General features: G+C 67.0%; 19 protein-coding genes. 9 read left to right on the top strand and 10 right to left on the bottom strand.

What is annotated here, in order from left to right; translation table 11 throughout:
- Window positions 1–193 precede the first annotated feature (193 nt).
- Genes DIE08_RS17390 through DIE08_RS17375 form a run of 4 tightly spaced genes read right to left on the bottom strand, consistent with a single transcriptional unit; the run spans window position 194 to window position 3,831 of the window.
- Complete coding sequence (locus DIE08_RS17390; protein WP_124624893.1) at window positions 194–931, bottom strand: membrane integrity-associated transporter subunit PqiC; 738 nt, start codon at window positions 929–931, stop codon at window positions 194–196.
- Window positions 928–2,547: an intermembrane transport protein PqiB gene (locus tag DIE08_RS17385; RefSeq protein ID WP_124902680.1), complete on the bottom strand. Its 1,620-nt coding sequence runs from the start codon at window positions 2,545–2,547 to the stop codon at window positions 928–930. The genes DIE08_RS17390 and DIE08_RS17385 overlap by 4 nt, the downstream gene beginning before the upstream one ends.
- The gene (locus DIE08_RS17380; RefSeq protein WP_059608272.1) at window positions 2,540–3,169 is read right to left on the bottom strand and encodes a paraquat-inducible protein A; all 630 of its coding nucleotides are present in this window, start codon (window positions 3,167–3,169) and stop codon (window positions 2,540–2,542) included. Before DIE08_RS17380 ends, DIE08_RS17385 begins: the two co-directional genes overlap by 8 nt.
- The gene (locus DIE08_RS17375; RefSeq protein WP_059608273.1) at window positions 3,166–3,831 is read right to left on the bottom strand and encodes a paraquat-inducible protein A; all 666 of its coding nucleotides are present in this window, start codon (window positions 3,829–3,831) and stop codon (window positions 3,166–3,168) included. The genes DIE08_RS17380 and DIE08_RS17375 overlap by 4 nt, the downstream gene beginning before the upstream one ends.
- A 258-nt stretch (window positions 3,832–4,089) precedes the next feature.
- On the opposite strand from DIE08_RS17375, the gene DIE08_RS17370 reads away from it, so the two are divergent.
- The 4 genes from DIE08_RS17370 (at window position 4,090) to DIE08_RS17350 (ending at window position 7,320) form a co-directional block, all read left to right on the top strand.
- The gene (locus tag DIE08_RS17370) at window positions 4,090–4,650 is read left to right on the top strand and encodes a cytochrome b (RefSeq protein WP_124902678.1); all 561 of its coding nucleotides are present in this window, start codon (window positions 4,090–4,092) and stop codon (window positions 4,648–4,650) included.
- Window positions 4,651–4,658: 8 nt separating this feature from the next.
- Entirely contained in the window at window positions 4,659–5,219 is a 561-nt protein-coding gene (locus DIE08_RS17365; RefSeq protein WP_124624904.1) for a YceI family protein, read from the top strand.
- Between the two features lie 66 nt (window positions 5,220–5,285).
- Window positions 5,286–5,867, top strand: a complete 582-nt coding sequence (locus DIE08_RS17360; protein WP_059535372.1) for a YceI family protein — start codon at window positions 5,286–5,288, stop codon at window positions 5,865–5,867.
- Window positions 5,868–6,042: 175 nt separating this feature from the next.
- Window positions 6,043–7,320: an MFS transporter gene (locus DIE08_RS17350; protein WP_059608275.1), complete on the top strand. Its 1,278-nt coding sequence runs from the start codon at window positions 6,043–6,045 to the stop codon at window positions 7,318–7,320.
- A 21-nt stretch (window positions 7,321–7,341) separates the two neighbouring features.
- On the opposite strand, the gene DIE08_RS17345 is transcribed toward DIE08_RS17350, so the two are convergent.
- The 6 genes from DIE08_RS17345 to queA form a co-directional block, all read right to left on the bottom strand.
- Window positions 7,342–8,880 carry a S41 family peptidase gene (locus DIE08_RS17345; protein WP_185715874.1) on the bottom strand — a complete coding sequence of 513 codons (1,539 nt, stop codon included), beginning with the start codon at window positions 8,878–8,880 and terminating at the stop codon, window positions 7,342–7,344.
- Window positions 8,881–9,038: 158 nt separating this feature from the next.
- Entirely contained in the window at window positions 9,039–9,989 is a 951-nt protein-coding gene (gene secF, locus DIE08_RS17340) for a protein translocase subunit SecF (protein WP_059465429.1), read from the bottom strand.
- Window positions 9,990–10,007: 18 nt separating this feature from the next.
- A complete protein-coding gene (gene secD / locus DIE08_RS17335; protein WP_059608277.1) occupies window positions 10,008–12,029 on the bottom strand; it encodes a protein translocase subunit SecD in 2,022 nt (673 codons plus the stop codon).
- Between the two features lie 106 nt (window positions 12,030–12,135).
- Window positions 12,136–12,459, bottom strand: a complete 324-nt coding sequence (gene yajC / locus DIE08_RS17330) for a preprotein translocase subunit YajC (RefSeq protein WP_006476868.1) — start codon at window positions 12,457–12,459, stop codon at window positions 12,136–12,138.
- A gap of 255 nt (window positions 12,460–12,714) precedes the next feature.
- Window positions 12,715–13,902, bottom strand: a complete 1,188-nt coding sequence (tgt, locus tag DIE08_RS17325; RefSeq protein ID WP_059608278.1) for a tRNA guanosine(34) transglycosylase Tgt — start codon at window positions 13,900–13,902, stop codon at window positions 12,715–12,717.
- A 170-nt stretch (window positions 13,903–14,072) separates the two neighbouring features.
- Window positions 14,073–15,140, bottom strand: coding sequence for a tRNA preQ1(34) S-adenosylmethionine ribosyltransferase-isomerase QueA (gene queA, locus DIE08_RS17320; RefSeq protein ID WP_059608279.1), 1,068 nt, complete (start codon window positions 15,138–15,140; stop codon window positions 14,073–14,075).
- Window positions 15,141–15,307: 167 nt separating this feature from the next.
- On the opposite strand from queA, the gene recG reads away from it, so the two are divergent.
- The 5 genes from recG to DIE08_RS17300 all read left to right on the top strand — a co-directional run bounded on the left by recG (window position 15,308) and on the right by DIE08_RS17300 (window position 22,300).
- Window positions 15,308–17,635, top strand: coding sequence for an ATP-dependent DNA helicase RecG (gene recG, locus DIE08_RS17315; RefSeq protein WP_124902676.1), 2,328 nt, complete (start codon window positions 15,308–15,310; stop codon window positions 17,633–17,635).
- A 137-nt stretch (window positions 17,636–17,772) separates the two neighbouring features.
- Window positions 17,773–18,732, top strand: a complete 960-nt coding sequence (locus DIE08_RS17310; protein ID WP_059608281.1) for a hydrogen peroxide-inducible genes activator — start codon at window positions 17,773–17,775, stop codon at window positions 18,730–18,732.
- Window positions 18,733–19,274: 542 nt separating this feature from the next.
- Window positions 19,275–21,461 (top strand): catalase/peroxidase HPI, encoded by a 2,187-nt coding sequence (katG, locus tag DIE08_RS17305; RefSeq protein WP_124902674.1) that lies wholly within the window; start codon window positions 19,275–19,277, stop codon window positions 21,459–21,461.
- A gap of 99 nt (window positions 21,462–21,560) precedes the next feature.
- A complete protein-coding gene (locus DIE08_RS35690; RefSeq protein ID WP_185715873.1) occupies window positions 21,561–21,716 on the top strand; it encodes a hypothetical protein in 156 nt (51 codons plus the stop codon).
- Window positions 21,717–21,811: 95 nt separating this feature from the next.
- On the top strand, window positions 21,812–22,300 hold the full coding sequence (locus DIE08_RS17300; RefSeq protein WP_124902672.1) for a Dps family protein: 489 nt from the start codon (window positions 21,812–21,814) through the stop codon (window positions 22,298–22,300).
- Window positions 22,301–22,310 lie beyond the last annotated feature (10 nt).

Below are 22,310 nucleotides of genomic sequence, written 5' to 3'. Positions count from 1 at the left end.
TTTTGACAAACAATGCAAAGCCGCCGTTCGGCCGATGGATGCCGAGCAGCGCAGGCAGTGGCGGCGAGGGCGGCAGGTTCGCGTGCGCGGTTGCATGCGCACGCGGATCGATGCCGACGATGACTATCGGGCGGCGTGTGCCGAGTGCAGCCGTACCGCGCGCATGCATCGGCCGCCGGCCCGCGCGTCGCGCTTACGCGCCGGACTTGCCCGTCGCACCCGCATCGTTGCCGGGCATCGGACTGGCCGGGCAAGGCACGGCGGGCGCGGCGGCCGTTGCCTTGCCGGACGCGGTCGTCGAGGTGACCGACGCAGCCGCGGCTCCGCGCCGCGCGGCCATCGCGCGCACGCCGGACGCGGCCTGCGATGCGATCACGTCGAGCGCGCGCCGGTGGCCCGCGACGAGCGCGTCGTAGCCGTCGGCGACCGGTTCCGCGACGCTCGTGCGACACGTCATCACGGCCTGCGTGCCGAGCGCGCGCACGCTCCATACCGCATCGATCGCCGCGCGTTTGCCGGGCCACGACTCGAAGCGCTGCACGTTCACGCTGATCCGATAGACGGGCACGCCGGCCGGATACGCGGAATTCGCGACGTCGATCGTGCCGAGTTGCGCGGCGAGGTCGTCGGACAACGCGCGGCGGATTTCATCGGCGGGCGGCGCGGCCCAGCGCTCCTGTTCGAGCACGTCGACCTGCGCGGCGTTCTTCTGTACGACGAGCTGGTTCTTCGCGACCTGCTCGGGCACGCCGACGGACGGCACCTCGATCAGGAACGACGGGTTGGCGGGCGCGGTACGCACGGGCGCGGCCGCGTCGGCCGGGCTCAGCGTATAGAACCGCGCGGGCGGCGAGCTGCACGCGGCGAGCGCAAGCGCGGCGAAGACTGCCGCCGCGCCGCTCGCGACGATGTTCGCGCGTGTCGTCGTCATTGTTGATCTCCTGGCTTGCCCTTGAGCAGCGATTCGGGATGGCGCTCCAGATAGTCGGCGAGCGCGTTCAGCGATTGCAGCGTGCGCGTGAGTTCCTTCAGTGCGCCGCGCACGTCGGACTGCAGCGGCGAATCCTGCTGCAGCGTCGCCTCGGCGGTCGAGAAGGTCTGCTTCGCGGCCGACAGCGTGTCGCGCGCTTCCGGCGCGACCTGCGTGTCGAGCTGCTTGAAGAGCTTGTCGGCGTTCGACAGCGCGCTGTTCAGGTTCGCGCCGATCTGGTCGAACGGCACCTTGTCGAGCTTCTTCGCGATGTCGGCGACCTGCAGCTGCAGTTCGTCGAGCGTGTTCGGCACGGTCGGCAGCTCGAGCGGCTGGCGTGCCGCGTCGATCTTCACGACCGGTGCCTTCGGGAAGAAGTCGAGCGCGACATAAAGCTGGCTCGTCAGCAGGTTGCCGGTGCGCAGCTGGCCGCGCAGCCCGTGCCTGACGAGGCGCTCGACGATCTCGCGGCGGGCCGGTTCGCCCTTGCTCTCGATCGTTTCGCGGAAGCGCGGGCCGAGCCGCTCCGGATACACGTTCATCGTCACCGGCATCAGGAAGTTCTTGGTCTTCGGATCGAAGTCGATGCCGATGTTCGTCACTTCGCCGAGCACGATGCCGCGGAAGTCGACCGGCGCGCCTACCGCGAGCCCGCGCAGCGACTGATTGAAGTTCATCACGACCTGCAGCGGCTGGCCGTCCGGATCGCGCATCGCGTCCGTCTCGTCGGAGCCGAGGCGGAAGGTCGTGTTGTTCGGCGCCGTCGCGCCGCTGTCCTGGTTCGGCGGCGTCTGGAACGCGATGCCGCCGAGGATTACCGTCGCGAGCGACTGCGTGTTCAGCTTCAGGCCGCTCGAATCGAGCCGCAGGTCGACGCCGCTTGCCTGCCACCAGCGCGAGTTCACGCCGACGTACTGGTCGTACGGTGCGTTGACGAACACGTTGAACGTGACGCCCGTGCCGTCCTTGTCGAGCGAGAAGCCGACCACCTGGCCGACCTGCACGCGGCGGTAGTAGACGGGCGAGCCGATGTCGACCGAGCCGAGGGAATCGCCGCGCAGCACGTATTGCGTGCCCTTCTGGTCGCCGGTCACGGCCGGCGGCGTCTCGAGGCCGGTGAAGTCGGTCTGCGTGTCCTGCCCGTGGCCGGCATCGACGCCGATGTATGCGCCCGACAGCAGCGTGCCGAGCCCCGACACGCCGGTCGCGCCGACGCGCGGACGCACGATCCAGAAGCGCGAACCCTTGACCGCGAAGTCCTCGGCTTCCTTCTTCAGCTGCACCTGGACGAGCACGCGCGACAGGTCCTTCGACAGCTTGATCGTCTTGACCATGCCGATCTCGACGTCCTTGAACTTGACCTGCGTCTTGCCCGGCTCGAGCCCTTCCGCGCTGTGGAAGCTGATCGAGATTTCCGGGCCGCGTTCGCGCACGGACTTGATCACGAGGCCGATACCGATCAGCGCGGCGATCAGCGGCACGAGCCAGACGAGCGACGGCAGCCAGCCGCTTTTCGTCGAGATCGCCGGATCGGGCGGCCGGGACGCGTCTTGCTGCGGGCCTTGCGGACTATTCATGGTGTTTCCCTGAGGTTTCGACTGGATCCCAGATCAGGCGGGGATCGAACTGCATCGACGCGAGCATCGTCAGGATCACGACCGAGCCGAACGCGAGCGCGCCGGGGCCGGCCGTGATGACGGCGAGCGAACGGAAATGGACGAGCGCGACGGTGAGCGTCACGACGAAGATGTCGAGCATCGACCAGCGGCCGATCCGCTCGACGATCCGGTACAGGCGCGTGCGCTGCAGCGGCCGCCACACGGTGCGCCGCTGCGCGGTGCCGACGAGGATCGTCAGCACGCCGAGCTTGAGCATCGGCACGAGGATACTGGCGACGAATACGACGACCGCGAGCGGCCAGTCGCCGGACGTCCAGAAATAGATGACGCCGCTCATGATCGTGTCCTCCTGCGAGCCGACGATCGACGACGTGCGCATGATCGGCAGCAGGTTCGCCGGAATATAGAGGATCGCGGCCGCGATCAGCAGCGCCCAGGTGCGCGTGATGCTGTTCGGCGTGCGGAAGTGAAGCGTGCTGCCGCAGCGCGCGCAATGCGCGTGCGGATGGTCGATCGTCTGCACGAGCCCGCATGCGTGGCAGCTGGCGTAGCCCTCGCGGGCGGCGGTCGGCATCGTCATTGGCGGGGCGCTTGCGGCGGCGAAGCGGTGCCGTCGGGCGTGGCGGGCGTGCGCCCGGCGCGCAGGTCGTCGGCGATGTCCCACAGCGTGCGTGGATCGAACATCAGCACGACGGCGGTCATCAGCGTGAGCGCGCCGAACGCGAACAGCGCCGCGTCGGGCACGACGCGCGCGAGGCTCACCATCTTCACGATCGTCACGACGATCCCGAGCATGAACACCTCGATCATCCCCCACGGCCGCACGAGCTGGATCGTGCGCAGCACGAAATTGAGGCCCGGCGGCACGACGCCACGCCGGATCGGCAGCAGCACGTAAAGCAGTGCGGCCATCTCGACGAGCGGGAACAGCACGGTCGAGCAGAACACCATCACGCCGACGATCTCCATGTCCTGATGCCACAGCGCGTCGATCGCGCCGATCAGTGTCGTCTGCACGCGGGTGCCGTTCAGGTCCATTTCGAGGATCGGGAACGCCTGCGCGATGACGAACGTGACGAGTGCCGCGACCGCAAGCGCGCTGATGCGCTCGATCTGCGTGGTGCTGTTGCGATAGAGCAGTGCGTCGCAGCGCGGGCAGCGCGCGATTTCGCGACCGCTCAGGCGCGGTTTATGCAACAGTGCGTCGCATTCGTGGCAGGCAATCAGGTCGTGTCGTTGCATGGAAAAGGCAGTTGTGCGACGGGTGGGGAACGCGTCGACAGGGCCGGAACCCGCGCCAATCTTACCAAAACGGCTTTTTCGGCGTGTCAACGCCCCGTCACGGGGTGACCGGCCGGTAACATGGCGCAAACCTGTCAGCAGGCTGACGCGCCTGTCCTCGGAGTCCGCGCGAGACAAAAGGTTGCGGTAGCATGGCGCCCGTGACAAGCGTCGGACGAATTTACCGGCGCAGCCGTTCGCTTAACTGAGGAATCCATGATGGCATCGAAATCGCCGCCGGCCTCGCCGGCACGCTACGCGCACACCGCGATCGCGCTGCACTGGCTGATCGCGCTGCTGATCGTCTGCGGCTTCGCACTCGGCTGGGTGATGACCGACATCCCCGGCTTCACGCCAACGAAGCTCAAGTACTTCTCGTGGCACAAGTGGATCGGCGTGACGGTGTTCGCGCTCGCCGTCGTGCGCGTGCTGTGGCGCGCGACCCACCTGCCGCCGCCGCTGCCGGGCGGCACGCCGGCGTGGCAGCGTGCGGTGTCGCACGGCGTGCACATGCTGCTTTACGTGCTGATGATCGTGATTCCGGTTACGGGCTACCTGTACAGCTCCGCGTCGAACATCCCGGTCGTCTATCTCGGCATCGTGCCGCTGCCGCGCCTGATCGATCCCGATCCTGCGCTGAAGGAAACCTTCAAGACGCTGCACGTGTCTTTGAATTACATTCTGCTTTCGCTCGTCGCCATGCATGTGCTCGCGGCGCTCAAGCACCAGTTGTTGGACCGCGACGGCCTGCTGTCGCGGATGCTTCCCTCCGCCAAATGAAGGATCCCATGAAAGTGTCTTTCTCCCGCTCCATGCTGACCGCGTTCGCCGCGGTGTCACTTGTCGCGTCGGCCGCGGCGCACGCCGACGTCGATCTCGCGAAGAGCAAGGTGTCCGCCGTGTCGAAGCAGATGAACGTGCCGACCGAAGGCGCATTCAGGAAGTTCTCCGCGCAGGTGAAGTTCGACCCGGCCAAGGCCGCGCAGGGCAGCGCGCAAATGACGATCGACATCGCGAGCTTCGACCTCGGCGACAAGATGTACAACGACCAGGTCGCGGGCAAGGACTGGTTCGACGCAAAGGCGTATCCGCAGGCGACCTTCGCGTCGTCGGCGATCGCGCCGGCGGGCGGCAACAAGTACAACGTGACCGGCAAGCTGACGATCAAGGGCAAGTCCGAGACCATCACGGTGCCCGTCACGGTCACGCAGAGCGGCCCGACGCAGACCTTCGACGGCGTGCTGCCGATCAAGCGTTCGGCGTTCAACGTCGGCACCGGCGAGTGGAAGGACACGTCGATCGTCGCCGACGAAGTGCAGATCAAGTTTCATCTCGTCGCCACGAAGTAAGCGGCGGGTTGTCGCATCACCCCGAATGCCGCGCGAGGGCGCGGCGCCGTTCCAAGGAGAAAGCATTTGAAAAAGCATCTGATCATCGCCGCGGGCGCGCTGGCCGCTTCGCTGTCGTTCTCGGCATTCGCTGACAGCGCGACGTACCAGTTCGACCCGAGCCATACGTACCCGAGCTTCGAGGCCGACCACTTCGGCGGCCTGTCGGTCTGGCGCGGCAAGTTCGACAAGTCGAGCGGCACCGTGACGCTCGACCGCGCGGCGAAGACCGGTACGGTCGACGTGACGACCGACATCGCGTCGATCCACACGGGCAGCGCGAAGCTCGACGAGCACCTGCAGACGGCTGAGTTCTTCGACGTCTCCAAGTTCCCGCAGGCGAACTACAAGGGCGCCATCAAGTTCGACGGCGACAAGCCGGTGTCGGTGGTCGGTAACCTGACGCTGCACGGCGTCACGAAGCCGGTCACGCTGAAGATCGATTCGTTCAAGTGCATGCCGCATCCGATGCTCAAGCGCGAAGTGTGCGGCGTTGACGCCGTCGGCGAATTCAGCCGCGACGATTTCGGCCTCGACTACGGCAAGCAGTACGGCTTCAAGATGAAGACGAAGCTGCTGATCACGGCCGAAGCCGTCAAGCAGCAGTAACGCGCGCGGCCGGGCTGGCCGCCGCGTCACGCCGCCGGCCCGTCGCGAGCCAGCCGCCGCGCTCCCGTTTTCAGGGGGCGCGGCGGTTTTTTTTGCGCGCCTATAATCGTCGGCGCAGCGCGCGGCGCGAGAATCGGCGCGCCCGACACAACGTACAACGACAAGGAGATCGCCGATGCACGCCGTCACGCAGTCCAGCTCCATTGCCTCGTCGCCGCGCGTGTGGCGCGCGGTGGTCGCCGCGTCGATCGGTAACGCGCTCGAGTGGTTCGACCTCGTCGTCTACGGCTTCTTCGCGGTGACGATCTCGAAGCTGTTCTTTCCGGCCGGCAACGATACCGTGTCGCTGTTGCTCACGCTCGGCACGTTCGGCGTGTCGTTCTTCATGCGCCCGCTCGGCGCGATCGTGCTCGGCGCGTACGCCGACCGCGCGGGCCGCAAGGCCGCGCTTACGCTGTCGATCCTGCTGATGATGGCCGGCACGCTGGTGATCGCGGTGCTGCCGACCTACCAGACGATCGGCGTTGCCGCGCCGCTGATCCTCGTCGCCGCGCGGCTGATGCAGGGTTTCTCCGCCGGCGGCGAATTCGGCAGCGCGACCGCGTTCCTGGCCGAGCACGTGCCGGGCCGGCGCGGCTTCTTCGCGAGCTGGCAGGTCGCGAGCCAGGGGCTCACGACGCTGCTTGCCGCCGGCTTCGGCACCGTGCTGAACGCGCAGCTCACCGCCGACCAGATGGCCGTGTGGGGATGGCGCATCCCGTTCTTCTTCGGGCTGCTGCTCGGGCCCGTCGCGTACTACATCCGCTCGAAGGTCGACGAGACGCCCGAATTCCTCGCCGCCGAAAGCACCGCGAGCCCGCTGCGCGACACGTTCGCGTCGCACAAGGCACGGCTCGTCGCCGCGATGGGCGTGGTGGTGCTCGGCACCGTCGCGACCTATCTCGTGCTGTTCATGCCGACCTACGGCGTGAAGCAGCTCGGCCTTGCGCCGTCGGCCGCGTTTGCCGCGATCCTCGTCGTCGGCGTGATCCAGATGGCGTTCGCACCGCTCGTCGGCCACTGGTCGGATCGTTACGGACGCGTGCGCGTGATGCTCGCGCCGGCCGTCGGCATCCTCGTGCTGATCTATCCGGCGTTCGCGTACCTGGTCGCGCATCCGGGCTTCGGCACGCTGATCGCGCTGCAGGTGCTGCTCGCGTTCCTGATGACCGGCTATTTCGCGGCGCTGCCCGGGCTGCTGTCCGAAGTGTTTCCGGTGCAGACGCGCACGACCGGGATGTCGCTTGCGTATAACGTCGCGGTGACGATCTTCGGTGGCTTCGGGCCGTTCATCATCGCGTGGCTGATCCGCGCAACCGGGATGAAGACCGCGCCGAGCTTCTACCTGATGTTCGCGGCCGTGCTGAGCCTCGCGGCGCTGATCGTGCTGCGCCGACGGTTCGGGTTCCGGTGACGCGGGGTGCGCGGCGGCGCGTCAGTCGCTGCCGCGCTCGCATACCGGCTGCGCCGGCATCAGTTGCGCGGGCGCGGCGATGGTCTGCACCGGCCGGCCGGCGAGTGCGTCAAGCGCCTGCCGGAGCTGCCAGTCGGCATCGGTGCCGAATTCCCGCTGCGGCAGCGCCGCGCTCTTCGACGTATCGATTTTCTCGCGCACGCGCGCTTCGCGCAGTTTCTGCCGTGCCTTGCGTACCTGCGCGAACGGATCGGGCGCCAGCCGGTCCGCATACGGCGCGCGGGCGAGATCGACTTCGCGGTACCACAGCAGCACGCCGTCGACGTCCGAGTCGTGGCGCGGCGGCACGAGCCAGTCCGGCACGACGCCGTAACCGTCCATCGGGCAGCCGTTCGGCCGCAGGTTGCGCGCGAACGTGAAATTGACGCGTGTGCCGTCGATCAGGTCGACGCCGGTCTGCGCGAGCCCCTTTCCGTAGGTCGGCATCCCGAGCAGCCGCGCGCGGCCGAGGTCCTTCAGTGCCGCCGCTGTCGCTTCGGCGGCCGACGCGCTCTGTCCGTCGACGAGCACGACGAGCGGCACGCTGCGCCACCAGTCGTCTGCCTGCAGCGGTGCGAGCGGATCCTGGCCGTGCATGACCGGCAGTTCGTAGTCGGGCCAGTTGGTCGTGAAGCGGCGACGCTTCGTGCCGTCGCGCTCGAGCGTCACCATCGCGGTGCGGTCGCGCCCGGCGAACAGCGCGGTGATGCCGATCGCCGCATTCAGCGCGCCGCCGCCGTTGATGCGCAGATCGAGGATCACGCCTTTCACTGGCGGCCCCGTGCGGCGCGTGGCCTGCACCGCGTCGATATAGTTGCCGACCGCGGGCTCCGGGAAGCTCGACAGCCGCGTGTACAGGATGTCGCCGGCGAGCCGCTTGGCGGTTGCCGGGTGTGGCCGGACGATTGCGCGGACCGGCGCGAAGGTCAGCGTCGAATGGTTTGGACCACGCCGGACCGTGAGCTTCAGCGGCATGCCCGCGTCGCCCTTCGCGAGATTCACGACCTCGCTGCTGTCGATCCCGACGACGCTCCGGTCGTTCATCGCGACGACGAGATCGTCGGGCCGCACGCCGGCCTGTTCGGCGGGCGCGTCGGGGATCACGTCGATGATGTGCAGGCCGTCGGGCCGCGTCTCGAACACGATGCCGATGCCCGGCGTGCCGTCGCGTGCGCGGCGCTCGTCGTCGCGCCGTTGCTGTTCCTCCTTTGCGTTGAAGAAGCGCGCATACGGCAGCGTCTTGATTCCGTCGTGCACTGTGGCGTCGAGCAACGCGCCGATGTCGACGTCGGTCAGGTGCTGCTTCTTCAGCACTTCGACCGCGGCCTTCAGTTCGCAGAGCTGCGGTTCCCAGTCGGGCGGGCAGGGTGACGGTTGTGACGCTGCGGCAGCAGCAGCGGCGGGCGGGGCGGACGCGGATTGCGCGCGGGCGGCCGATGCGCATGCAACGAACGCGGCCGCGGCGGCGGCACCGGTACTCCAGGCGACGATGCGATGAACGACACGCGTGGCAGGCATCATGAGGACCGCGGCTTCGACGGGTGGCGGGGCGGGATGGTGAAGCGATTGTAGCCGACGGCCCGTGCGGTCGCGCCGGAGGAAGCGGGCGCGGCTCGCGCATGAAGAAAGGCCGGTCCAACAGGACCGGCCTTCTGGTATCCGCCGAAACGACGCGGTGTTTAAACCTGCGCGCCCGCGTTCGGATCGTCCGGATCGTGCGCCGTCTTCTTTTCCTTGATCAGGTCTTCGCGCTTGATGCCGAGCCACATCGCGAGCGAGCCCGCGACGAACACCGACGAGTAGATGCCGAACATGATGCCGACCGTCAGCGCGAGCGCGAAGTAGTGCAGTGTCGGGCCGCCGAAGAAGAACATCGACAACACCATCATTTCCGTCGACGTGTGCGTGATGATCGTCCGCGACATCGTGGTCGTGATCGCGTGGTTGATCACCTCCGACACGCTCATCTTGCGTTCGCGGCGGAACGTTTCGCGGATCCGGTCGAAGATGACGACCGACTCGTTGACCGAGTAGCCGAGCACCGCGAGAATCGCCGCGAGCACCGCCAGCGAGAACTCCCACTGGAAGAACGCGAAGAAGCCGAGAATGATCACGACGTCGTGCAGGTTCGCAATGATGCCGGCGACCGCGTACTTCCATTCGAAGCGGATCGACAGGTAGATCACGATGCCGATCACCACGCACGCGAGCGCGAGGAGACCGTCGGTCGCGAGTTCGCGTCCGACCTGCGGGCCGACGAACTCGACGCGCTGCAGCGTAACGTCCGGGCTCTGCGCCTTCAGCGCGGTCATCACCTGGTCGCTCTGCTGCGCGGACGTGAGGCCTTCCTTCAGCTGCAGGCGGATCAGCACGTTGCGCGACGTGCCGAAGTTCTGCACCTGCGCGTCGGCGTAGCCGAGCTTGCCGAGCGTATCGCGCACGGGTTCGAGCTGCGCGGCCTGCTGGTACTGCACCTCGATCACCGTGCCGCCGGTGAATTCGACGGACAGGTGCAGCCCGCGGTGGAACAGGAAGAACACGGCGGCGAGGAACGTGACCAGCGAGATCACGTTGAACACCAGCGCGTGCCGCATGAACGGAATGTCTTTACGGATGCGGAAAAATTCCATGGCTTCGTCTCCGGGGCCTTATTGGGTCGAGCCCGGTTTCTTCGTCGACACGCCTTGCTGCGCGCGGTTGCGCAGCTGCGGCTTGCCGGCGCGCGGTGCGTTGCCCTTCGCGGGTGCGGCGAGCTTCGCGGCGCGTGCGGTATCGGTCGATTCGTCAGCCGCGGCGAACGAGGCGCCAGCCGTGGCGCCTTCCGGCTTCCACACCTGGCCGATCGCGAGCGACTTCAGCTTCTTGCGGCCGCCGTACCAGAGGTTGACGATCCCGCGCGAGAAGAACACCGCGGAGAACATCGACGTCAGGATGCCGAGGCAGTGCACGATCGCGAACGCGCGAACCGGGCCCGAGCCGAATGCGAGCAGCGCGAGGCCGGCGATCAGCGTCGTGACGTTCGAGTCGAGAATCGTCGCCCACGCGTGCGCGTAGCCGGCCTGGATCGCGATCTGCGGCGGCTGGCCGGCGCGCAGTTCTTCACGCACGCGCTCGTTGATCAGCACGTTCGAGTCGATCGCCATGCCGAGCGCGAGCGCGATTGCGGCGATACCCGGCAGCGTCAGCGTCGCCTGCATCAGCGACAGCACCGCGACGAGCAGCAGCAGGTTCACGGACAGGCCGATCACCGAGATCACGCCGAACAGCATGTAGTACGCGATCATGAACACGGCGATCGCGCAGAAGCCCCAGATCACCGAGTGGACGCCCATCTTGATGTTGTCCGCGCCGAGGCTCGGGCCGATCGTGCGTTCCTCGATGATGTCCATCGGTGCGGCGAGCGAACCGGCGCGCAGCAGCAGCGCGAGGTCTGCCGCCGCCTGCGGCGTCGGCTGGCCCGTGATCTGGAAGCGGTCGCCGAGTTCGGACTGGATCGTCGCGACCGTCAGCACCTCCCCCTTGCCCTTCTCGAACAGCACCATCGCCATCGGCTTGCCGATGTTCTCGCGCGACACCGCGCGCACCGAGCGGCCACCCGCCGAGTCGAGGCGGATGTTGACCGACGGACGCTGGTGTTCGTCGAAGCCGGCCGACGCATCGATGATGCGGTCGCCGGTGAAGATCACTTCCTTCTTCAGCAGAACGGGCGCCTGGTTGCCCTGCGTGAACAGCTCCTCGCCCGGCGGCACGGGGTCGTTCGGGTTCGGGTGCGTGTTGATCGGATCGGCGAGGCGCGCCTCGAGCGTCGCGGTGCGGCCGATGATGTCCTTCGCCTTCGCGGTGTCCTGCACGCCCGGCAGTTCGACGACGATGCGGTCGCTGCCTTGCTGTTGCAGGATCGGCTCGGACACGCCGAGTTCGTTCACGCGGTTGTGGAGCGTCGTCAGGTTCTGCTTGAGCGCGGCGTCCTCGACGGCCTTCTGCACGGCCGGCGTGAACGTGCCGACGACTTGCGTGCCGCCGCCGCCGGGCTGGGTCGCCCATTGCAGTTCGGTGACCGACGCGGCGAGCACCTTGCGGGCGTCTTCCGCCGTCTGCGCGTCGCTGAAATTGACGACGACGGACTGGTCGACGCGGCTCACGCCGCCGTCGCGGATGTTCTTGTCGCGCAGCAGCGTGCGCGCATCGGATGCGTCGGAGTCGAGCTTCTTCGTGAGCGCGCCCGTCATGTCGACCTGGAGCAGGAAGTGGACACCGCCGCGCAGGTCGAGGCCGAGATACATCGGCAGTGCGTGCAGCGCGGTCAGCCAGCGCGGCGACGCGCTTTGCAGGTTCAGTGCGACGACGTACTGCGGATCGTTCGGATCGGCGTTCAGCGACTTCTGCAGCAGGTCCTTGACGCGCAGTTGCGTATCGGTGTCCTTCAGGCGCACGCGGATGTTCGCGTTGGACGCCGTGTTCTCGAAGGTGACGTCGTCCGGCGTGATCTGCGCGGAGGCGAGCGCGGATTCGACCTGGGTCAGCGTGGTCGAGTCGAGCTTGACCGTGGCCTTGCCGCTCGACACCTGCACCGCCGGCGCTTCGCCGAAGAAGTTGGGCAATGTGTACAGAAGGCCGATGGCGAGCGCCACGACCATCACGACATATTTCCAGAGTGGATAACGATTCATGAGGGGGCCGAACGGGTGGTTGGCGTGAAAGCGTCGCGTCCGGCGCCGCGGCGGCCCGCTCTCTCAGGCGGGCACGACGCGGGGAGCCGGACGCTCGGTGAAAGCCTTACAGCGACTTGATCGTGCCCTTCGGCAGAATGGTCGTGACCGCAGCCTTCTGCACGGTGATTTCGGTGCCTTCGGCGATTTCGACGCCGATGTAGCCTTCGGTGACCTTCGTCACCTTGCCGACGAGGCCGCCGCTCGTGACGACTTCGTCGCCCTTCGCCATGGCCGCGAGCATGTTGCGGTGTTCCTTCTGGCGCTTCATCTGCGGACGGATCATGATGAAGTACAGCACCGCGAACATCAGGATGAGCGGCAGGAAGCTCATCAGGCTCGATTCGGCGCCACCGGCACCTTGCGCGAAGGCATTGGAAATGAACGGCACGTTGGTCTCTCCGTAGGGGAAGATCGAAAATTAAGCCGGTTATTCTACCACCGGCCCCATGTGCAAACGGCGCAGCAAATGCGCTTTCGGATCAAGCTGTTAAAGCATGAAACGGCACCGTTGCGACGCGTTTGGAAAGGTAATTGTAATATTCGGCGGCCACAACTGGCGGTCGGGACGCGATATTTAGTACACATCCTATGTGACGTGGCGCGGTGCGGGCAGCGGTGCGCAGCCACGCGGCCCGCCGGCCGGTCAGTCGACCCCTCTTGCGCGATCCTCCGCGAAGCGCTGGCGGAACGCGTCGAACGTATGGGTCTCGATCGCGTCGCGGATCTCGCTCATCAACTGCAGGTAGTAGTGCAGGTTGTGGATCGTGTTGAGCTGCGCGCCGAGGATTTCGCCGACGCGGTGCAGGTGGTGCAGGTAGCCGCGCGAGAAGTTCTGGCACGTGTAGCACGTGCAGCTCGCGTCGAGCGGCTTCAGCGAATTCTTGTGCGTCGCGTTGCGGATCTTCACGTCGCCGAAGCGCGTGAAGAGCCACCCGTTGCGTGCGTTGCGGGTCGGCATCACGCAGTCGAACATGTCGACGCCGTTCGCGACGCCCTCGACCAGATCCTCCGGCGTGCCGACGCCCATCAGGTAGTGCGGCTTGTTGGCCGGCAGCTTCGGGCCGACGTGGCGCAGCACGCGCATCATGTCTTCCTTCGGCTCGCCGACCGACAGCCCGCCGATCGCGAGGCCGTGGAAGCCGAGCTCCGACAGGCCCGCGAGCGATTCGTCGCGCAGGTCCTCGAACATCCCGCCCTGGACGATCCCGAACAGCGCGTTCGGGTTGCCGAGCCGGTCGAACTCGTCGAGCGAGCGTTTCGCCCAGCGCAGCGACATGCGCATCGAGTCGGCCGCTTCCTTGTGCGTGGTCGGCACGCCGTTGGTCGCGTACGGCGTGCATTCGTCGAACTGCATCACGATGTCGGAGTTCAGCACCTTCTGGATCTGCATCGACACTTCCGGCGACAGGAACAGCTTGTCGCCGTTGATCGGCGATGCGAACGTCACGCCGTCCTCGGTGATCTTGCGCAGGTCGCCGAGCGAGAACACCTGGAAGCCGCCCGAGTCGGTCAGGATCGGCTTGTTCCAGCCCATGAAGCCGTGCAGGCCGCCGTGCGCGTCGATCGTCTCGAGGCCGGGGCGCAGCCACAGGTGGAACGTGTTGCCGAGAATGATCTGCGCCTTGATCTCGTGCAACTCGCGCGGCTGGATCGCCTTCACGGTGCCGTACGTGCCGACCGGCATGAAGATCGGCGTCTCGACCACGCCGTGGTTGAGCTTCACGCGGCCGCGGCGCGCATGGCCGTCGGTCGTCAGCAGTTCGAATTCGAGCCCGTTGGCCGGGCGGTCCTGCACGGGAGCGTGCGTATCGTGGGATGAACCTTCGGTCATCGCGTCATTCTCCTTGCCACCGGAGAACAGTCCGGCGCATGTTGGAAACGCCGCCGGCAAGCCGGCGGCTGGGAAAAGCGGGCGCGCGCCATCCGAGCGCGCGCAGCGGGACAACGGGAGCCACGGCGGCTGCGCGGTCGCGGGCCGGTGCGTCTTCGCACCTGCCTCGCTTACGCGCGCGGCGCCTCCGGCGTGTCGCGCCGCGTGAGCAGCATCGCATCGCCGTAGCTGAAGAAGCGGTAGCGTTCGTCGATCGCGTGCCGGTACGCGGCGCGGATCGTCTCGACGCCCGCGAACGCGGACACCAGCATCAGCAGGGTCGACTTCGGCAGGTGGAAGTTCGTCACGAGCCGATCGACGACGCGGAAACCGTAGCCCGGCGTGATGAAGATGTCGGTCTCGGCCTGCGTCGCCGCGAGCGGGCGGCCCGCTTCGTCGGCGCTGCGCGCCGCGGCTTCGAGCGCGCGCATCGACGTCGTGCCGACCGCGATCACGTTGCCGCCGCGCGCGCGGGTCGCGGCGATCTTGTCGACGAGTGATTGCGGCAGGTCGTACCACTCGCTGTGCATCCGGTGCTCGGCGATGTTCTCGACGCGCACCGGCTGGAACGTTCCGGCGCCCACGTGCAGCGTCAGCGTCGCACGCTCGACGCCCATGGCGTCGAGCTTGTCGAGCAGCGGCTGGTCGAAATGGAGCCCGGCCGTGGGCGCCGCGACCGCGCCCGGGTTGCTCGCATAGACGGTCTGGTAGCGCGTCTCGTCGTTCGCGTCGGCGTCGTGCTCGATGTACGGCGGCAGCGGCAGGCGGCCGTGCTGCTCGATCAGCGTGAGGCACGGCTCCGGGAAATGCAGCGTGAAGAACGGCTCGACGCGCTCGCCGACCGTCACGTCGAACGCGTCGGCGAGGCGCAGCGTCGTGCCGGCGCCCGGCGACTTGCTCGCGCGGATCTGCGCGAGCGCGGTGTGCGTGCCGGTCACGCGCTCGATCAGCACCTCGATCTTGCCGCCACTGGCCTTCTGGCCGAAGAAGCGCGCCTTCAGCACCTTGGTATCGTTGAACACGAGCAGGTCGCCCGGCGCGATGCACGACGGCAGCTCGGCGAAGCGGCGGTCGACGAGGCGCGCGGGCTCGACGGTGCCATCGACCTCGAGCAGGCGGCTCGCGGTGCGGTCGGGCAGTGCGGTTTGCGCAATCAGCTCGGGAGGCAGATTGAAATCGAAATCGGAAAGCGTGAACATGCGGGCTGGTTCGAAACGGCCGGCGGGCGCCGCCGACAGGGCGGAAACGCATGAATGGGGCGCGCAAGCCGCTATGATGGCGGGATGCGCGGCCTGGCCGGCGTCGTTCGTTCGGACGACGTGAAAGCCGCTATTGTACTTGCCTTGCGAAGCACTCAGACGATCCGATGCCTGTGTCACCACGCCGTTCCTCCGCCGCTGTTGCCGATTCCGCCGATCCGTTCGACGCGGACGATGCTGCGTTACACGCGCAAAGTGTCGAGCCGCGCGGTGCCGCGCCGCGCCGCGCGGGCCCGAAGCGCGGCGCCGACGGGCGGCTCGCGCAGCCGGCCGCCGCCGCGCCCGACGTCGAACCGGGCGCGGGCAGCGACGACGCGGGGGCAGCCGGTACGCCCGGCGCGAAGCGCAAGAAGAAGCCGGCTGCCGACAAACCCGTGAAGACCGCCGACAAGCTTGCGAAGCTCGGCCTCACACGCTCGATCGATCTCGTGCTGCATCTGCCGATGCGCTACGAGGACGAAACCACGCTCACGCCGATCGGCGAACTGCTGCCGGGCGGCATCGCGCAGACCGAGGGCGTGGTGTTCGACAACGAAGTCGCATATCGGCCGCGGCGCCAACTCGTCGTGAAGATCCAGGACGACGACGGCGAGCAGCTCGTGCTGCGCTTTCTCAATTTCTACGGCTCGCAGGTCAAGCAGATGGCGGTCGGCCAGCGGCTGCGCGTGCGCGGCGACGTGCGCGGCGGCTTCTTCGGGATGGAGATGGTGCATCCGGCCGTGCGCGTCGTCGAAGCCGATGCGCCGCTGCCGCAGGTGCTCACGCCCGTCTATCCGAGCACGGCCGGCGTGTCGCAAGCCTATCTGCGCAAGGCGATCGAGAACGCGGTCGAGCGCACGCCGCTGCCCGAGCTGCTGCCGCCCGAGATCGAACGCGACTACCTGAAGCCGCTCGGCGTGCCGACGCTCGCGCAGGCCGTGCGCATCCTGCACCACCCGGGCGTCGATTCCGATGAAGCCGCGCTGATGGACGGCTCGCATCCGGCGTGGACCCGCATCAAGTTCGAGGAACTGCTCGCGCAGCAGCTGTCGCTCAAGCGTGCGCACGAGGAGCGCCGCACGCGCGCGGCGCCCGCGATGCCGCGCCGCACCGCGACCGATGCCGACGCGCTGACGACGCGTCTCTACGCGGCGCTGCCGTTCACGCTGACGGGCGCGCAGTCGCGCGTCGTCGACGAGATCGCGCACGACCTCACGCTCGCGCATCCGATGCAGCGTCTGCTGCAGGGCGACGTCGGCAGCGGCAAGACGGTCGTCGCGGCGCTGGCGGCCACGCAGGCGATCGACGCCGGCTACCAGGCCGCGCTGATGGCGCCGACCGAAATCCTCGCGGAGCAGCATGCGCGCAAGCTGCGCGCGTGGCTCGAACCGCTCGGCGTATCGGTCGCCTGGCTCGCGGGCAGCCTGAAGGCGAAGGAGAAGCGCGCGGCGATCGAGGCCGCGGCGCTCGGCACCGCGCAGCTCGTGATCGGCACGCACGCGATCATCCAGGACACGGTCGAATTCGCGCGGCTCGGCCTCGTGATCGTCGACGAGCAGCACCGCTTCGGCGTCGAGCAGCGTCTCGCGCTGCGCGCGAAGGCCGCGAACGCGGCCAACGGCGCGCGCGATTTCCAGCCGCACCAGCTGATGATGTCGGCCACGCCGATTCCGCGCACGCTCGCGATGACGTATTACGCGGATCTCGAGGTGTCGACGATTGACGAATTGCCGCCGGGCCGCACGCCGGTGCTGACGCGCCTCGTCGGCGATGCGCGGCGCGAAGAGGTGATTGCCCGCGTGCGCGAGGCCGCGCTGACCGGCCGCCAGGTCTATTGGGTGTGTCCGCTGATCGAGGAGAGCGAGACGCTGCAGCTGCAGACGGCCGTGGAGACCTACGAGACGCTGGCTGCGGCACTGCCCGAACTGAAGGTCGGGCTCGTGCACGGGCGGCTGTCGCCGGCCGACAAGGCGGCCGTGATGGAAGCCTTCACGCGCAACGACGTGCAGTTGCTCGTTGCGACGACCGTGATCGAGGTCGGCGTCGACGTGCCGAACGCGTCCCTGATGGTGATCGAGCACGCGGAGCGCTTCGGCCTCGCGCAGTTGCATCAGCTGCGCGGCCGCGTCGGGCGCGGCACCGCGGCGTCGGTCTGCGTGTTGCTGTACACGGGCCCGCTGTCGCTGACCGGCCGTGAGCGGCTGAAGACGATGCGCGAGACGACCGACGGCTTCGAGATCGCGCGGCGCGACCTCGAAATTCGCGGCCCCGGCGAATTTCTCGGCGCGCGCCAGTCCGGCGCCGCGATGCTGCGCTTCGCGAACCTCGAGACCGACGGCTGGCTGATCGACCCGGCCCGCGATGCGGCAGCGCGGCTGATCGCCGCGTATCCCGACGTGGTCACGCAGCACCTCGCACGCTGGCTCGGCGGGCGGGAGCAGTATCTGAAGGCCTGATTCGCGCATTCAGGGACGGATACGAAGCCGCCGTTCGGCGGTGATTCGGCGCATCGCGATGCAGAGAAACTTGGCGAACCGGTGCCAACGGGTGTATAAATTAAACCTATCGCCTGTATAATCCTGATTGACCCACAATGACCCTGACTGAATTGAAGTACATCGTCGCGGTCGCGCGAGAACGGCATTTCGGTCGCGCGGCCGAAGCATGCTTCGTGAGCCAGCCGACGCTATCGGTGGCGATCAAGAAGCTGGAAGACGAGCTCAACGTGCAGATTTTCGAGCGCGGCGCGAGCGAAGTGAGCGTGACCCCGATCGGCGACCAGATCGTCACGCAGGCGCAGCGCGTGCTCGAGCAGACCTTCGCGATCAAGGAGATCGCGAAGCAGGGCAAGGACCCGCTCGTCGGCCCGTTCCGTCTGGGCGTGATCTACACGATCGGGCCGTACCTGCTGCCGACGCTCGTCAAGCAGATGATCCAGCGCGTGCCGCAGATGCCGCTGATGCTGCAGGAGAATTACACGCTGAAGCTGCTCGAACTGCTGAAGCAGGGCGAGATCGACGCCGCGATCATGGCGCTGCCGTTCCCCGAAACCGGCCTGATGGTGCGGCCGCTGTACGACGAGCCGTTCGTCGTCGCGCTGCCGGCCGGCCATCCGTGGGAGAAGCGCCACGAGATCGACGCCGAGGACCTGAAGCAGGAAACCATGCTGCTGCTCGGCAACGGTCACTGTTTCCGCGACCACGTGCTCGGCGTGTGCCCGGAGCTGATGCGCTTTTCGCAGACGGCCGACGGTATCCAGAAGACCTTCGAGGGGTCGTCGCTCGAGACGATCCGCCATATGGTCGCGAGCGGTGTCGGCATCACGGTGCTGCCGCGGATGTCGGTCGCCGAAGTCGGCCCGCGCGCGAACGGCCCCGACGCCGAGTTGCTGTCGTACGTGCCGTTCAACGAACCGGTGCCGGATCGTCGCGTCGTGCTGGTGTGGCGCAAGAGCTTCACGCGGATGCCGGCGATCGACGCGATCAGCGACGCGATCGCGGCGTGCGACCTGCCAGGCGTCGCGAAGCTCGACATGCCGGCGACGATGAATTGAGCAGGGTGCGGTGCATCTGAGGCAGGCCAGGGACGGGGTCTAGCGACCCCGTTTATTTTTGCCTATCGAATAGATGAAATTTATCAAATTCAAATTAATGATAGAAATTCATAGAATCACTTCCATGGATTGCACTGGATCTGCGGTCCGATTTGCACACTGAATGCAGATGTCAAAGGAGGATGTCATGATGCGGTCGGTATTGCAGCACGCGCAGCGGAACATCCCGTCGCGCGACGTGGTCGTAAATCGCGCGAGGGCCGCGGCCCGAAGCCTGCGCCCGATAGCGTTCGCGTATCTGGCGGACCGTGTGTATGGCGGATGAGTGCCGCGGCGTCCCGGTTCCGTGTTCCCCCGACTCACCGCCATTCAGCCATGAGGGAGCATTGCATGTCCGAAGTCCCGCAGCCCGCATCGAAGGCAACTCCGCCTGACACCCCGTAGCACGACAGGACCAACCTGTTCCGTTTCATCCCCCTGCAATGCTCCACGAACCGCGCCCGGCAAGTGGGGGCTTACGAGCAAGTAAAGGAGAAAAAAGCATGTCGACCGAATCGAAATGTCCGTTCAACCATACGGCGGCCGGCGGCACGTCGAACAAGGACTGGTGGCCGAACCAGCTCAATCTCAACATCCTGCATCGGCACTCGGCGCTGTCCGATCCGATGGACAAGGATTTCGACTACGCGGAAGCGTTCAAGAAGCTCGACCTCGCGGCGGTGAAGCGCGACCTGCAGGCGCTGATGACGACGTCGCAGGACTGGTGGCCGGCCGACTTCGGTCACTACGGCGGCCTGTTCATCCGGATGGCCTGGCATAGCGCCGGCACGTACCGGACCGCCGACGGCCGCGGCGGCGCGGGCGGCGGGCAACAGCGCTTCGCCCCGCTGAACAGCTGGCCGGACAACGGCAACCTCGACAAGGCGCGCCGGCTGCTGTGGCCGATCAAGCAGAAATACGGCCGCAACATCTCGTGGGCCGACCTGATGATCCTGACCGGCAACGTCGCGCTCGAATCGATGGGCTTCAAGACCTTCGGCTTCGCCGGCGGCCGCGTCGACACGTGGGAGCCGGACGACGTCTACTGGGGTTCGGAAAAGATCTGGCTGGAACTGAGCGGCGGCCCGAACAGCCGTTACTCGGGCGACCGTGACCTCGAGAATCCGCTCGCGGCCGTGCAGATGGGCCTCATCTACGTGAACCCGGAAGGCCCGGACGGCAACCCCGACCCGGTCGCGGCGGCACGCGATATCCGCGAGACGTTCGCGCGGATGGCGATGAACGACGAAGAAACGGTCGCGCTGATCGCCGGCGGCCATACGTTCGGCAAGACGCACGGCGCGGGCCCCGCATCGAACGTCGGTCCGGAACCGGAAGCGGCGGGCATCGAGCAGCAGGGTCTCGGCTGGAAGAGCACGTACGCATCGGGCAAGGGCCGTGACGCGATCACGAGCGGCCTCGAAGTGACGTGGACGTCGACACCGACGAAGTGGAGCAACGATTTCTTCAAGCACCTGTTCAGCTACGAATGGGAATTGACGAAGAGCCCGGCCGGCGCGCATCAGTGGGTCGCGAAGGGCGCCGACGAGGTGATTCCGGATGCGTTCGATCCGGCGAAAAAGCATCGCCCGACGATGCTGACGACCGACCTGTCGCTGCGTTTCGACCCCGCCTACGAGAAGATCTCGCGCCGCTTCTACGAGAACCCGGCCGAGTTCGCCGACGCGTTCGCGCGCGCCTGGTTCAAGCTCACGCACCGCGACATGGGCCCGCGTGCGCGCTATCTCGGCCCGGAAGTGCCGGCCGAGCAACTGCTGTGGCAGGACCCGATTCCGGCCGTCGACCACGCGCTGATCGACGCTGCCGATGTTGCCGCGCTGAAGGCGAAGATCCTCGCGACGGGGTTGAGCGTGTCGCAGCTCGTATCGACCGCATGGGCGTCCGCATCGACGTTCCGCGGTTCGGACAAGCGCGGCGGCGCGAACGGTGCGCGCATCCGCCTCGCGCCGCAGAAGGACTGGGAAGTCAACCAGCCCGCGCAGCTTGCGAAGGTGCTCGAAACGCTCGAAGGCGTGCAGAAGGCGTTCAACGATGCGCAGACGGGCGGCAAGAAGGTGTCGCTCGCCGACCTGATCGTGCTGGCCGGTGCAGCCGGCGTCGAGCAGGCCGCGAAGAATGCGGGCGTGGCCGTGACGGTGCCGTTCGCGCCGGGCCGGATGGACGCGTCGCAGGAGCAGACCGATATCGAAGCGATGGCCGTGCTCGAGCCGGTTGCGGACGGTTTCCGCAACTACCTGAAGAGCGCGTACAAGACGCCGGCGGAGGCGCTGCTGGTCGACAAGGCCCAGCTGCTGACGCTGAGCGGGCCGGAGCTGACGGTGCTCGTCGGCGGCCTGCGTGTGCTCGGCGCGAACGTCGGTGACGCAAGGCACGGCGTGTTCACCGATCGTCCGGGCTCGCTGACCAACGACTTCTTCGTGAACCTGCTCGACATGGGCACGGAGTGGAAGCCGGTGTCGGCCGCTAACGACGTGTTCGAAGGGCGAGATCGAGCGACGGGCCAGGTCAAGTGGACGGGTACGCGCGTCGACCTGATCTTCGGTTCGCACTCGCAGTTGCGTGCGCTGGCCGAGGTGTACGGCAGCGCGGACGCGAACGAGAAGTTCGTGCGCGATTTCGTCGCGGCCTGGAACAAGGTGATGAACCTCGACCGTTTCGACCTCGCGTGAATGTCGCGATGCGGTAACGCAGTCACGCTGTAACGTGAAACGGCCGGTCGCACGACCGGCCGTTTTTTCTTCCAGGATCTTGTCGAAGGAGTGACGACCATGACGCAAACGATGCTGAACATGCGCACCGCGTTCACGCCGGCCGAGTGGGCGCGGCGTATCGTCGGTTTCGCGATCGTCGTCGGCGGTGCGGCCGAGCTGGCCGCGCAGGCGCTGCACGCGCTCGCGCCGCTCGTGTCGAGCGCTGGCGGCTGAGCGCGGCGAGTCCCGAACGGGTGCCGTGCAACGCGGCATGCGAATTGCTCGGCGCATTTTCTCCGGTTCAACATTTCGAATGAGGAGTTCCGAAGATGGCCAGGAAAGGCAACGCCACGCAGATCAACATCGGCATCAGCGACAAGGACCGCAGGAAAATCGCGGATGGCCTGTCGCGCCTGCTTGCCGATACGTTTTCGCTGTACCTGAAGACCCACAATTTCCACTGGAACGTCACGGGTCCGATGTTCAACACGCTGCACCTGATGTTCGAAGCGCAGTACAACGAACTGTGGCTCGCGGTCGACTCGATCGCCGAGCGCATTCGCACGCTCGGCGTCGTCGCGCCGGGCACGTTCGCGGATTTCACGAAGCTGTCGTCGGTGCCGGAAGCGAACGGGGTGCCGGGGGCGGAAGAGATGATCCGTCAGCTCGTAGAAGGGCACGAGACGGTCGTGCGCACCGCGCGCGAAATCTTCCCGATCGCCGATGCGGCGAGCGACGAGCCGACCGCCGACCTGCTGACGCAGCGCCTGCAGACGCATGAAAAGACCGCGTGGATGCTGCGGTCGCTGCTCGCGTAAGTTCGATGCG

Origin of the sequence: Burkholderia sp. Bp9004, from assembly GCF_003858025.1 — a bacterium.
Lineage (GTDB): Bacteria > Pseudomonadota > Gammaproteobacteria > Burkholderiales > Burkholderiaceae > Burkholderia > Burkholderia diffusa.
The sequence above is the reverse complement of the archived record's forward strand: the minus strand, read 5'-3'. Positions and strand labels throughout refer to the sequence as shown.

Bases quoted from the DNA above. Each gene is read 5' to 3' on its own strand.
- DIE08_RS17300 (WP_124902672.1), top strand. From the start codon at position 21,812: ATGGCCAGGAAAGGCAACGCCACGCAGATCAACATCGGCATCAGCGAC.
- DIE08_RS35690 (WP_185715873.1), top strand. From the start codon at position 21,561: ATGACGCAAACGATGCTGAACATGCGCACCGCGTTCACGCCGGCCGAG.
- DIE08_RS17380 (WP_059608272.1), bottom strand. From the start codon at position 3,169: ATGACGATGCCGACCGCCGCCCGCGAGGGCTACGCCAGCTGCCACGCA.
- queA (WP_059608279.1), bottom strand. From the start codon at position 15,140: ATGTTCACGCTTTCCGATTTCGATTTCAATCTGCCTCCCGAGCTGATT.
- DIE08_RS17365 (WP_124624904.1), top strand. From the start codon at position 4,659: ATGAAAGTGTCTTTCTCCCGCTCCATGCTGACCGCGTTCGCCGCGGTG.
- DIE08_RS17375 (WP_059608273.1), bottom strand. From the start codon at position 3,831: ATGCAACGACACGACCTGATTGCCTGCCACGAATGCGACGCACTGTTG.
- DIE08_RS17310 (WP_059608281.1), top strand. From the start codon at position 17,773: ATGACCCTGACTGAATTGAAGTACATCGTCGCGGTCGCGCGAGAACGG.
- secF (WP_059465429.1), bottom strand. From the start codon at position 9,989: ATGGAATTTTTCCGCATCCGTAAAGACATTCCGTTCATGCGGCACGCG.
- DIE08_RS17385 (WP_124902680.1), bottom strand. From the start codon at position 2,547: ATGAATAGTCCGCAAGGCCCGCAGCAAGACGCGTCCCGGCCGCCCGAT.
- DIE08_RS17370 (WP_124902678.1), top strand. From the start codon at position 4,090: ATGGCATCGAAATCGCCGCCGGCCTCGCCGGCACGCTACGCGCACACC.
- recG (WP_124902676.1), top strand. From the start codon at position 15,308: ATGCCTGTGTCACCACGCCGTTCCTCCGCCGCTGTTGCCGATTCCGCC.
- katG (WP_124902674.1), top strand. From the start codon at position 19,275: ATGTCGACCGAATCGAAATGTCCGTTCAACCATACGGCGGCCGGCGGC.
- DIE08_RS17345 (WP_185715874.1), bottom strand. From the start codon at position 8,880: ATGATGCCTGCCACGCGTGTCGTTCATCGCATCGTCGCCTGGAGTACC.
- tgt (WP_059608278.1), bottom strand. From the start codon at position 13,902: ATGACCGAAGGTTCATCCCACGATACGCACGCTCCCGTGCAGGACCGC.
- secD (WP_059608277.1), bottom strand. From the start codon at position 12,029: ATGAATCGTTATCCACTCTGGAAATATGTCGTGATGGTCGTGGCGCTC.
- DIE08_RS17350 (WP_059608275.1), top strand. From the start codon at position 6,043: ATGCACGCCGTCACGCAGTCCAGCTCCATTGCCTCGTCGCCGCGCGTG.
- DIE08_RS17390 (WP_124624893.1), bottom strand. From the start codon at position 931: ATGACGACGACACGCGCGAACATCGTCGCGAGCGGCGCGGCGGCAGTC.